Raw genomic sequence first — 11,737 nt, 5'->3', positions numbered from 1 at the left:
GCCCTGTTGAGTGGGTGCTTTCTGCGCCGGTCCGCCTGGCTCAGCCCACCGCCACCGGCGACGACCCGCCCGCCGCGGCCACGTGGGGTGCCCCGGTGCCGTCTGCGGGGACGGTCCAGATGTCGCTCGCTCTGCCGGCCGCGCCCGGCAGAGCGTAGGCGACTGTGCCGTCGTCCAGCCAGGCCGCCTGGTCGTCGACGCTGCGTGTCTCGGCGAGCGGCGTCTCACGCATGGTCCGCAGGTCGAGGACGTACAGCCGCCAGGGCGCGGCCGGGTTGTCGGAAACCTTCTTCTTAAAGGCGATCCGGGTGTTGTCCGGCGACAGGGAGGGGCACTCGGCGTTCTGCCGCAGCGCCTTCGCCGACCAGTCCCTCATGTTCCCCTCGACGAGGTAGGTGCGCCCCTTGGTGGAGACGGTTGCGTAGAAGCGGTTGTCGTCGCGGGCGAAGGTCACCCCCCAGTAGTTGACGTCGGGGGCGTGGTAGCGGACACCGTCGATGGTGAGAGGGATCTCCTCCATGGACTTGATGAGGTAGCCACTGCGCAGGTCGAGGACGGCGGTCCGCGTGGAGAAGGCTGTGGTGGCGTAGGAGTCACCGGTGGCGAACACCGTCCAGGACAGCATCCGCCCGGAGGCGGAGACACGGGCGCGGGTGGGAACGCCCGGCACGGTGATCCGGCGCATCTCGCGAAGCCGCCGGTCGAGAACGATTGCGTTTGTCTTCGGCAGCACCCCGGGCTCGGCACGCAGGCAGAGCGCGGTATCACCTGAGGCGTAGAACCGGTCACAGGCGGGGCCGCCGGGGGTGCGGGCGCCGGGGGTTCCGGCGAGCGGCTGATGCGCGACGCGTCCTGTGACCGTGTCCCGGAAGTACAGCGCGGGCCCACCGAGAGTGAACGAGGCGTCTGCGTCGGCTCGTTGTCCCTCCGACCGGTGTTCCGCGTGCAGGGCGTACCCGACGGAACCGCCCGCGAGCAGTAGCACCGCGGCCACCACGACGGCGATACGGGCTCGTGGGCCCAGCGGGGTCGCGGGGCTCGGGAACCTGACACTCATGCGGTCCGCCTCTCGGGGATCGGGGCACCCGGCCTCTTGGGGGCCGAGGGGCCGTACGGGATGCGCGGCAGCAGTGCCCAGCCGCCCGCGAGCGCAGCGAGCAGAGCCGATGTCGCCGCCCACAGCGCGGGGCGTGGCCCCCACACCGTCCACGCGGCGCCGAAGCCCGCGGCGGCGAGCATCCGGGCCAGCGCCTGGCCGGTCTGGAGCAGGGCGAGTCCGCCCGCCCTGCCGTCGGCGGGCAGCACTGGTCCGGCGAGGGCCATCAGCACCCCGTCGGTGGTGGCGTAGAAGACGCCCAGCAGCACGAGGACGGGCACAAGGAGAAGGGGCACCGGGCCACCGATCGGGGCGAGGAGCATGGCGTACACGCCCAGCAGCGCGACGTGTCCGTACAGGAACGGCAGCCGTCGGCCGACCCGGTCCGCAATACGGCCCGCCGGGACCGCCAGCAGCAAATAGCACGCCGCCGCACCGAGCGGCAGCAACGGGAACCACCCGACGGGGAGGCCGAGGCTGCGCTGGAGCAGGAGGTAGACGAAGGCGTCACCGACGGTGGCGACACCCAGCAGGGCGGCGGCTGCGAGAATCCGCCGGAAGGCGGGATCACGGATTGCCTCACATGTCTTTCTTGTGCGGGGAGTCGAGTTCGTGGGTGGTGCCGGGTGACCCCCGGGAACGTACAGGACGAGGATCAGCAACCCGAGCAGGCCGACGCAGAAACTGACGACGAACACCGCGTCGTAGGCGTCGGCGGTCGCCCAGAGCAGGGCGAACGCGGCGAGCGGGCCGAGCAGGGCGCCCGTGGTGTCCATCGCCCGGTGCACGCCGAAGGAGCGGCCGAGTACCTCGGGTCGGCTGCTCAGAGTGATCAGCGCGTCTCGGGGCGCCGTACGGATGCCCTTGCCGACCCGGTCGGTGGCGATGGCGGTCGCGATTCCGGCGGTGGCGCCGCCCGCGAGCAGCAGGCCGAGCCGGGAGCAGGCGGAGAGGGCGTAGCCGATCCCCGCGACCCGTTTGTGCCGGCCACCGCGGTCGGCGGCGTGCCCGCCGAGCAGCCGCACGACAGAGGCGGCGCCGTTGAACAGGCCGTCCAGGAATCCGAATTGGAGAGGTGAGAGACCGAGTCCGAGGACGAGGTAGAGCGGCAGCACCGCGGTGACCATCTCTGAGGAGATGTCGGTGACGAGGCTGACCGTGCCGAGTGCCAGGACGGTGCCGGGGACGCGTCGGCCTGCCCCGCCGTTGCGGGGCGGGGCCGGCGCGTCCCGGCGGCCTGTGGTCGCCAGGTACATCAGTGGCAGGCGTACTTCGGGCTGGTGTCTTTGGTCTTGCCGTCGGTACCGACGTAGCTCCAGCTGTAGCCGGAGTCGGTGAAGTCCATTTTCAGGACGCCGTATTCACCGCTGATCCGCTTCTGGCTGTTGGGCTGGACGTTCTCGATGGGGTACGGCTCGGCGCCGCCCATGCCGCCGACGATCTCGGTGATTCCGTCGGCGGTGGCCTTCCCATCGGGGCTCTGCGGGGCGAACCGCTCGTAGTGGTGGTCGTGCCCGTTGAGCACGAGGTCGGCCTTGGCCCCGTACAGGATCTTCCAGACCGGCCTGCTGACCGGGTCGTTGCCGTGCCCGCCCGAGGAGTACAGCGGGTGGTGCCAGTAGGCGGCGATGCACGCCTTGCTGTTCTTGGCGAGGTCGGCCTTGAGCCAGTCGATCTGGGCGCTCTGGTCGAAGGAGTTGGAGTCGAGGGCGATGAAGTGCCAATTGCCCTCGTCGAAGCTGTAGTAGCTCTTGCCCTGCGGGTAGGCGATCGCCCCGAAGTATGTCTTGTAGCCGACCAGCGAACCGGCCGGATCGTACGTCTCGTGGTTGCCCGGTACCGGGTGCGTCTTGTCCTTGAAAGCACCCCAGGTCTTGTCGTAGTAGGCGCGGAAGTCGGCGATCCGGGCGTCGTCGTACTGGCTGTCTCCCATCGTCAGATAGAACTTCGGATTGAGCTTCTGGGCCAGTGCGGCGGTCTTGGGGTGGGCGCAGTCACTGTCGGAGGCGGTGCACTGGGCGGCGATGTCACCGGCGGCGACCACGGTGAAGGCTCCGGTCTGCGGGGGCGCGCCGTCAAGAGTGCCGTACACCTCGGCCTCATGCAGCGAGTAGCCGTAGGCAGTGCCGCGCGCGATGCCGTACACGCGCAGGTAGCGGCCCTTGCCGGAGAGAGTGGGCCAGTCGTCGGTGCCGCCGTTCCCGGCCGCCTCGTCGGCGAGCCGGGTCCAGGTGGTGCCGTCGGCGGAGATCTCGATCCGGTACGCCTTGGCGTACGCGGCCTCCCAACTCAGCTTCACCCGCGTGACGTCGGCGGTGGCACCGAGGTCGACGCGTATCCACTGCGGGTCCCCGCCTTCGGCGCTCGCCCAGCGGGTGGCCGGGTCACCGTCGAAGGCGTTCTCCGGGCCGAGGCCGGAAGCTTCGCTGGAGGAGGCGGTGGCGGGCTTGCCATGCGAGATAAGGGGGTCGGCGGCGGCATCGGCGCGGTCTGGGTGGGCGAGCAACAGGCTTCCGACGAGAAGAAGTACGGCAGCGATGACCACGCCCACCGTACGGCGCCGTGTGGGCGCGAGGGGCAGAGCTGAGCCGTTCGGGTGCATCCCTGGACTCCTGGCCTTGGGGGTGGCGAGAGCTGGGCATTGGTGCGTGACCTCGCCCCCCGACCGTCGTGCGGGCAGGGGGCGGCATCGTGGTGGCCGGGCCAGAGCTCTCACTGAGCGCGTCATGCCTACAGGGGTCAGACACCGCGCCAAGCCACCGCCCGGAATGCTAGCGAACAGTAAACTTTCCTACCAGTCCCCCAACTCCCTTTGTTCCGCAGCCCGTTAAGAACCCCCCGGGCACATCCGGCTGCCGCCCGTGCAGCGGCCTCGGAGGGATGTCGCCGCACCCGGCCGACGGTGACGATGTCGGCGTGGAGGCCGCACGGGACGGTGACGGCGCAGAGCGGCTCGGCACACCATCACCCACTCCATGCTGGCCCTCATCCAGCACCCCGAACAGCTCGCCAAGCTCCAGGCCGCCCCTTCCCTCATCCCCACCGCGGTCGAGGAGTTCCTGCGCTGGGCCTCGCCCGTCTACCACTTCCGCCGCACCGCGACCCGGAACGTCGAACTCGGCGACAAGCAAGCCAAGGAGGGTGACAAGGTTTTCATCTGGTACGCCTCCGGCAATCGCGACGAGAAGGTCTTCGACAACCCGTACGACTTCGATGTCACGCGAGCCGACAATGATCACGTCACCTTCGGCAAGGGCAGCCCGCACCTGTGCCTGGGCAATCTGCTCGCCCGCACCGAGATCCGCATCATGTTCGAGGAACTGATCCCGCGCCTGTCCGGCATCCGCCTCGCCGGCGACGTACCCCGCGTTCGCTCCACCTTCGTCAACGGCATAAAGAAGTTCCCGGTCGAGGTCGGCCCCGTCTGAATCACTCAGCGGGGATCTGCAATTTGCACGCGGTGCGGACAGGGAGCTCACCGCAGACGATCCGCGCGCCGTACCCGGGTGCCCCGGCCGCCCCCATCGATCAGATGCCCTTCGCGGGAGCGACCCGGCCCGCGCGGGGCGACAGTTCGGCCGTCAGCCAGCGGAAGACACGCGGCACCTGACGTTTCCACAGCCCGATGGTGTGCGGCCCGCTCACCTCGGCGACCGCCACCCGCGTCGGGGGCGCTGCCGCCCGCCGCAGCGCGAGGCCGTCACGGTAGCCGTCGTTGCGCCCGCCCGAGAGATAGAGCGAGACGCGCGGCGGGACGGTGGCGTGGCGCAGGATCCACAGCGGGTTGTTGACCCGCCGCAGCTCCGGGTCCCGGCCCGTGAGGGAGAGCCGCTCGGCGGCCGGGTCGTTGTAGCCGGAGAGGCCCACGGCGGCCCGGTACCGGTCGGGGTGGGCGAGCGCCATCTTCACGGCGCAGTGTGCCCCGGCCGAGTACCCGGCCACCGCCCAGCCGCTCGCACGGCGCTGCGCGCGGAAGGTGTCGGTCACCATCTGACGGACGTCCACGCTCAGCCAGGACTCGGCGTCCACGACGCCCGGCACATTGGCGCACCCGGTGTCCTGACGTGCCAGCAGATTGGTCCGCGGTTCCACGAGGATGAACGGGGCAATCTCCCCACTGCGCATCCCGGCCTCCAGCTGCGATTGCACCTGCAGGCTGCCGAACCATGCCTTCGCCGATCCGGGGAATCCGCCGAGGAGCTCGACAACGGGGAACTTCCGGTGCCGGAAGGCCGGTTGGTCGTACTGCGGTGGCAGCCATACGTACACCTCGCCGCGCACCCCGGAGACCCGTCCCCTCAGCTGGGTGACGCGGACGCCCCCGCCCATCCGGGCGTCGTGCGTCGGGCTGAAGTTCTGTACGGCCTTCGGCTCGTTCGCCAGGTGCTTGTGATCCCCGAGTCCGTCGCGCCCGAGATCGGGCGCGGCGACGATGTGGTGTCCGGTACCGAGCAGGTCGGCCCAGCTGTCGTACAGGCCGTTGGTGTTGTTGACCATCACGAAGACACTCAGCACGGCTGCGGCCTGCGCGAGGACGACCATCACCATGCGGACCGCGCCGCGCACCACGGCGGGGCCGCGTACCCGGCTCCACAGCAGCAGGGGAAGCAGCACGGTGACCACGGCCAGCGCGATCGTGGCCAGGAAGAAGGGTGTCCCCGTCAGGCTCATCACGCCTGGGAGGATGCCGTACGCACCGCTCTGGTTTACCCGTCTTTCCACCTTTTTACGTCAAACGCGAGAGATCTTGGAACGCCGTGTTGACGCCAGGAACCGTCGGCCGGTGTCCCGGCCCTGGTCCGCGCGGAGTGTGACGCGAGGAACAGCGCGGCGTGGCGCGAGAAGACCGCTCTCAGGGAAGTGACGAGACCGAAGCTGATGGCTCCGGTCCACAGGGGGCCGAGGCAGCCATGAAGCGTGTCGCGAGTGTCGTGAGCATGCCCCTGTGTCACTGAACCGCGTCTTCGGTGGATCTTCAACCGGTCAGCCGGCGAACCCCGGCACCACCAGACCGGACTCGTACGCGATCACCACCGCATGGGTCCGGTTCTGCGCGCCGAGCTTGGTCAGCACGTTCCCGACGTGTGTCTTCACCGTCTCCAGGCTCACCGTGAGCGACTGTGCAATCTCCGGGTTGGACAGGCCGGTGGCCATCAACCGCAGCACCTCCTCCTCCCGTCCCGTCAGCGCAGCCCTCGGCAACGCCTCGGCGGAGCCCGGCGGGCGGGCGGCGACCATCCGGCGCAATGCAGCCGGGGGGGCGACGAGCCGGGCCTGAACATGCCTGCCGACCTGGAAGCGGACCTCCCCGAGCCAGTGATAGAGACAGTACGACCTCATCGGGTTCGACCCGAGGGCGTCGGGCAGAGCTCCCCCGTCAGCTGCGGTCTGACTGCCGACGAGAAGATCACTGAAGCGCCCGTACAAGGCCGAGACACCCGCGAAGGATGTTGAGTGGGCTCGTACGGTGGCCGACAAGTGCCAGGCCGAGGGGGGTAACACGCTGCGGCACCTCACCACCCGTAACACCGCTCGAGATTATGGACGCCTCTGGCCGCCGGCCAGGCCATGCACCGGGCCCTGCGCGGCTCCCGGCTGGTCACCGTCGCCGGAGGAGAGGGGCACGGCGCCTACCCCTTCAAGTCCTGCGCGGACAGGAGCGCCACGGTCTACCTGACCACGGGCAGTCTCCCGGCCAAGGACCTGACCTGCCAAGCAGCGGCCGGGTAAAAGGAGAAATCCCGCAAGCTCCTCGTCCCGACCCGGGAACGCACACCCGCTTCCGGCCCTCAGCTGTCCACGGTGTCGAGGTGGGGGCCTCCCGCCGACGGGAGGCCCCCACCTATTGATCTCGACGTGTCAGAGCGATGCTGACGGGTCAAGGCGGAGACCGGTTCCGGCTGTGAATCCGTCAAGGGTGGCGGGCCGTTGCCGGAGGTGTTCGAGGCGGTTACGGACGCCCCCACGTGCGCTGCCGTCCGCCCGGCGCACGTTCACCCACCGTTCTCACGCACGTTGTCCAAGAGTTGCTCCAGGGGCTCCCCCTGTTGTGAATCAAGGCCATACGATGCGCTTGCGAAGCGCGCGCCGCGCACAGGAATAACAGGGGGAGGCGCGATGTCCGGGAGACCGCATGACGGCATATCCGACGCCATGCCGGGCGGAGCGTGGGACATGCTCCCCGAAGGTGTGGAGCTGTACCACCTGAGGCCGGACGGAGGCATCGAACTGGCCGACCGCGAGGGCGCCCGCGAGCTGGGTCCCGAGCGGGAGTTCCTCCGCTTCATTGATGACGGGCAGTTCGCCCACTATCTGGTGGGGGACGCGGCAACCTCCCCTGAACGGCCCTCGAACGCCACGGTCAAACTCGGTGTGGTGGGGCCGCGCAGCGCCTTCACGCCGCATGCCCACGGCGGTGAACACTTCGTCCTCAGCCTGGGCCACGCGGCATGCGGCCTCCACGACGCGGACCGCGACCGGGTCACCGAAGTCCCGCTGACTCCCGGGATGTTGATACGAATTCCGGAAATGATGCCCCACTCCTTCGCGAACAGGGGCACCGATCCGCTGACGATCCTCGCAGCCAACACCGGATACGGGATCGATCACGAGGACTACGCGATAACCGCCGGGGAGGCGGAGCGCCGCGCCACGGGCGGCACCCCGACGGCCGGCCGGGTGGCCGTGGCCACCGCCACCGATTACCACGCACTCGCCGCCGCCCTGCGCGACATCGAGCGCCTTCAGCGGGACCGGGGCATCGCCACCACCACCGTCCGCGAACGTCTGGCCGAACGACTGCGCCGTGTGGCGACCGCACTGGAGGTCCGCCGGTGATCTGTCCGCACTGCGAGAAGAACTTGCTCCGCAAGGAGCGTCCCAACAACACCTGCTCCCACTGCAGGCGCACGTACGCGCTCGATCCCAAGACCAACTCCCTCGGCCTCAGCGACCTGCGGGTGCGCAGGATCCTCGCCAAGGTGACGGAGGAGGGCAGGATCGCAGTGACGCCGGACCAGTTGTGGTACGCGCTCTCTCGCAAACGCCTCAAGGAGAGCCGGTTCGCGCCGGGGTGTGCGAGTGCCTCGCTCGGCGCGGGCCTGTTCGCCGGCGTTTTCGCCCTCTTCTCCGGGATCACGTACCTCCTCCTCATCTCGGGCGCCCTGTTGCTCGCCTCCGCGGGCTTCGCCTTCGCACGAGCCGCCGGGGTGAGCCGGGGCTTTCCGGTCATGAGCCGTGCGGCGTTCCGTTCGGAGGCGCTCGCGCCCTGGCGGAACGTGTACGGCGGGCTGCCGCCCGGGGTGGTCGACGACACCCCTCCCGTCCCCTCTCGGGCCGGAGCTCGTACACCCTCCGACGCTCGGCCCGGTGCCGTACTCCTGTGCCCCGACCGCTCCATCACAGCGTTCCTGATCGCCGATGGCCTGCCCACCCGGTACGGGATCGCGCCGGCCAAGGATCTCGACGCGGTCCGCGCCCTGCCCACGCAGGGCCCGGTGATCGTGCTCCACGACGCCGACGCGCACGGGGAGCTCCTCGTCCGGCGCGTCCGCGACAGTCTGGGGCAACGCACGGTGATCGACGCCGGACTGCCGCTGCGCACCGTCCGCGGTCTCGCCCAGGCCGTGCCCTACCGCGACCGGGACAGTCGGCCCGACCGGGAGACCATGACGCGGCTCACCGCACTCGGCGAGTTCACCGAGGAGGAGCTGAAGTGGCTGGGAAAGGGCTGGCGGTTCCCGCTCGTCGGCATGCCTCCCGCCCGGCTTCTCGCTGCCGTCACCCGGATCGCCGAACAGGTCACCCGGAACGTCGATCCGGAACGGCGCCGCGCCGCGTCCGTGGGATTCATGACCTGGCCCGGCCCGACGGCCCAGGACCGGGCGGGCGAGCGATGATCTGCCCCGGCTGCGCCGCCTCGCTCACGGGCAAGGAGCGCACCGGCCGGGTATGTGCGCGCTGCGGGAAGCGCTTCGCGCTCGACCCTGCGGTCCACGGCACCGGCATGCATGACATCCGTATCCGGGGCATCGCGGAGCGCGCCACCGACCACGGCCGCCTGAAGATCACCCTCACCCAGCTCTGGTACCTGTCCCGCACCCACAACTACGCGTGGGCCGAGCAGGATCCGCAGGGTGTGCCGACCGGGATCCGCTGGCTCGTGGCTCTGCCGGTGGCCGTCGCCCTCCTCCTGTGCGCGGTCCTGACCGACAATGTCCCCGCGTTAGTCACTGGAGCCGGCGGGTGCGCCGTCCTCGTCGTCGCATCGGCCCTGCGCCATCGCCCCGGTCGACCGCCCCGTTCGCAGATCATCCCCTCCGAGGAGACCTTCCGTCAGCTGATGACGGGCGCCTGGTCGACGGCGTACGGCCGGCTGCCGAAAGGCGTCGTCGACGACGCGCGCCCCGTACCCCGGCGGCGCAGCGCGAGCCGTTCCCGTGCATCTGCTCCATCGTCCCGGCCCACGGCCGTGATCCTCTGCACCGACCGGGTGGCGGCTCTCTTCCTCACGGCCAATGACATTCCCGGCCGTCTGGGGGCCGTCCTTCTGGAGGCCGCCGGCACGGAGGAAACCGCAGGGCGCTCCGACATCGTGGCAGAGGCCCTCAAGGAACTCGCGAAGTACCGCAGCGCGCTCCCAGTGGTCGTCCTGCACGATGCCGACCCGCTGGGCGTGCTGCTGGCACCGCTCATCCGCGCCGCACAGCCCGACCGGGTCGTGGTGGACGCGGGTCTCCCCGTCTCCGCGGCCAGGGGCAAGCAGGGCGTCGTACGACTCGCCCGGCACGATCGGTTCGCCGACGCGGAGCAGCTCCGCACGGTCGCGGGTCTGTCCGGGGCCGACGCCGAATGGCTCGCCGACGGCTTCTGGAGCCCGATCGCCGCCGTGCCGCCGCGCCTTCTCGAATCGATCGTGGTGCGGGCGGTGGAGCGGGCCCTGGCCGCACCGCTGCCCGGCCCCCGGGACGCCCACACCAACGGCTTCCTCACCTGGCCGCAGGCACCGCAGACCCCAGGGGCGCGGGACACCGGCCGACCCGGCGCCGGCACGTCCAAGAAGAAAGGCCCGAGATCGGTATGACCCCGCGACGCCCCCAGGCTCCCGGAAGCGGGCCCTCCATCGCCCCGGCTCCCCGAACCGGCCGCAAGCCCGGCGCCCGCCTCCTCGATCTCGCGATCACCGGGGCCGCCGCCCGAGCCGCGGGCCCCGGTGGCATCAGGTTCACGGAACGGCAGCTCTACTACGAGACCTGCCGCGTCCTGAGCCCGGCCGCGACCCTGCTCACCCACATCCCGCGAACCCCGGCCCCTCCCCTGCGTCTGCGCACGTTCACGCGCGCACTGGAGGCGCGGGGCAGGGAGACCGTGGAGGGTCTGCTCCCGCCGGTGCCGTCGGCGCGCCCACGGCCCCCGGCCACACCCGATTCCTCCGAACCCGACGTGTACGCCTACGGACTGCCCCGGCTTCTCGTCTGCCAGGACCGCTCCATCGCCGGCATGCTGCTCTCCAACCATGTGCATCTGGAGGCGGGCTGCCCCGTCCTCGCGGCGATCGATGCTCTGCCGCTCGCCCCTCGACTCGTCGCGGCGCTGGAGCGGGCGGAGGGCGCTACGGTCCATGTGCTGCACGACGCGAGCCCGGAGGGCATCGAGCTCCCGGCGCGGATCAGGGCCACTCTCGGCCGCGTCCCCGGCATACGGGTGGCGTCGATCGGACTCGTGCCCCGTCACGCGGCGGCCCTGCGACTTCCCACCGGCCGCGGTCCGGCACCGGCTCCGCCTCTCGGGCCCTGGCCTCCGGCACTGCGCCCCCAGGAGGCCATGTGGCTGGCGCGGGGACGGTTCGCGCAGATCGCGGCGGTGTCACCGCCCCGCCTGGTGCGTACGGTGCTGCGCCTCACACGGGGACCCCGACCGCCCCGGAACTCCATGTGGACCGAACTGCGCGGGCTGCGTACCACGGGATTCCTGACCTGGCCCGCCTCATGACCCGCCGAGTCATCCGCCCGTGAACCGCGCGGTGACCCGTCCGAGCGGGCCCTGGAACCCGCGGCCGGGACCGCCCCACAGACCCGAGGAACGCACACGATGATCCGACCTCAAGAGACCGGCTACTCCGACGAACTGCTCGCCGACGGCAGTGTCCACCGGCGCTACGAGGACGGCCGGGAGGAGTGGCGCCACCGTGAGGGATCCCACCGCGGCCTCGTGCGCTGGCACGACAACCGGAACGCCTCCGGCACCGACGAGCTCCTCGGCAACCACATCATCAAGCGCACCCTCGCCGACGGCACGGTGACGTATGCCCGCGACATCGGATACGGCCGCACCCTGTGGGGCCGTGGCGAGACGGTGATGGTCAACCGGACATCGTTCGGCGGCAGGATGGGCGTCATGCTCGCGGGCCTGGGCGTGGCGGGCCTCGCCATCACCGCCGCCCAGCTGCCGCCGCTGAGCATGAGCCCGGAGGAGGAAGAGGAGCTCCGCCAGCAGCAGGCACAGAACCAGTCGTCGTCCTCGGGCGACTCGGGCGCAGGCGGGAGCGGCGATTCCGGTGACGACGAGACGGACGACTGGGACGCGGGCTGGGACGACGGCGACGACGCCTGGAGCGACGACGACTTCGGCTGAGCCGACCGC

The 11,737-nt window shown here is 70.6% G+C and carries 10 protein-coding genes and 2 pseudogenes; 7 read left to right on the top strand and 5 right to left on the bottom strand.

The window, feature by feature from the left end; genetic code table 11:
• Positions 1-40: 40 nt before the first annotated feature.
• From GA0115254_RS31120 to GA0115254_RS31110, 3 genes are read right to left on the bottom strand one after another with little or no spacing between them, the layout of a single operon-like run.
• Positions 41-1,057 (bottom strand): TolB family protein, encoded by a 1,017-nt coding sequence (locus GA0115254_RS31120; protein ID WP_093898608.1) that lies wholly within the window; start codon positions 1,055-1,057, stop codon positions 41-43.
• Positions 1,054-2,352, bottom strand: a complete 1,299-nt coding sequence (locus GA0115254_RS31115) for an MFS transporter (RefSeq protein ID WP_093898607.1) — start codon at positions 2,350-2,352, stop codon at positions 1,054-1,056. Before GA0115254_RS31115 ends, GA0115254_RS31120 begins: the two co-directional genes overlap by 4 nt.
• A complete protein-coding gene (locus GA0115254_RS31110) occupies positions 2,352-3,698 on the bottom strand; it encodes a discoidin domain-containing protein (protein WP_093898606.1) in 1,347 nt (448 codons plus the stop codon). The genes GA0115254_RS31115 and GA0115254_RS31110 overlap by 1 nt, the downstream gene beginning before the upstream one ends.
• 352 nt (positions 3,699-4,050) lie before the next feature.
• On the opposite strand from GA0115254_RS31110, the pseudogene GA0115254_RS31105 reads away from it, so the two are divergent.
• Positions 4,051-4,524, top strand: a pseudogene (locus GA0115254_RS31105) (cytochrome P450); the annotation flags it as partial.
• A 100-nt stretch (positions 4,525-4,624) separates the two neighbouring features.
• On the opposite strand, the gene GA0115254_RS31100 reads toward GA0115254_RS31105, so the two are convergent.
• Together GA0115254_RS31100 and GA0115254_RS31095 are read right to left on the bottom strand one after the other, a co-directional pair.
• A complete protein-coding gene (locus GA0115254_RS31100) occupies positions 4,625-5,767 on the bottom strand; it encodes an alpha/beta hydrolase (RefSeq protein WP_093898605.1) in 1,143 nt (380 codons plus the stop codon).
• A gap of 312 nt (positions 5,768-6,079) precedes the next feature.
• A pseudogene (locus tag GA0115254_RS31095) lies at positions 6,080-6,352 on the bottom strand (response regulator transcription factor); the annotation flags it as partial.
• A 294-nt stretch (positions 6,353-6,646) separates the two neighbouring features.
• Between GA0115254_RS31095 and GA0115254_RS31085 the strand changes: the two are divergent.
• From GA0115254_RS31085 to GA0115254_RS31060, 6 genes are all read left to right on the top strand, one after another.
• On the top strand, positions 6,647-6,826 hold the full coding sequence (locus GA0115254_RS31085; protein ID WP_256102868.1) for an alpha/beta hydrolase: 180 nt from the start codon (positions 6,647-6,649) through the stop codon (positions 6,824-6,826).
• A gap of 387 nt (positions 6,827-7,213) precedes the next feature.
• Complete coding sequence (locus GA0115254_RS31080; RefSeq protein ID WP_093898603.1) at positions 7,214-7,933, top strand: cupin domain-containing protein; 720 nt, start codon at positions 7,214-7,216, stop codon at positions 7,931-7,933.
• Entirely contained in the window at positions 7,930-8,994 is a 1,065-nt protein-coding gene (locus GA0115254_RS31075; protein ID WP_093898602.1) for a hypothetical protein, read from the top strand. Before GA0115254_RS31080 ends, GA0115254_RS31075 begins: the two co-directional genes overlap by 4 nt.
• Positions 8,991-10,178: a hypothetical protein gene (locus GA0115254_RS31070; RefSeq protein ID WP_093898601.1), complete on the top strand. Its 1,188-nt coding sequence runs from the start codon at positions 8,991-8,993 to the stop codon at positions 10,176-10,178. Before GA0115254_RS31075 ends, GA0115254_RS31070 begins: the two co-directional genes overlap by 4 nt.
• The gene (locus tag GA0115254_RS31065) at positions 10,175-11,086 is read left to right on the top strand and encodes a hypothetical protein (RefSeq protein ID WP_256102864.1); all 912 of its coding nucleotides are present in this window, start codon (positions 10,175-10,177) and stop codon (positions 11,084-11,086) included. Before GA0115254_RS31070 ends, GA0115254_RS31065 begins: the two co-directional genes overlap by 4 nt.
• A gap of 99 nt (positions 11,087-11,185) precedes the next feature.
• The gene (locus GA0115254_RS31060) at positions 11,186-11,728 is read left to right on the top strand and encodes a hypothetical protein (RefSeq protein WP_093898600.1); all 543 of its coding nucleotides are present in this window, start codon (positions 11,186-11,188) and stop codon (positions 11,726-11,728) included.
• Positions 11,729-11,737: the final 9 nt, after the last annotated feature.

The sequence above is a fragment of the Streptomyces sp. Ncost-T10-10d genome, assembly GCF_900091955.1.
Lineage (GTDB): Bacteria > Actinomycetota > Actinomycetes > Streptomycetales > Streptomycetaceae > Streptomyces.
The sequence above is the reverse complement of the archived record's forward strand: the minus strand, read 5'-3'. Positions and strand labels throughout refer to the sequence as shown.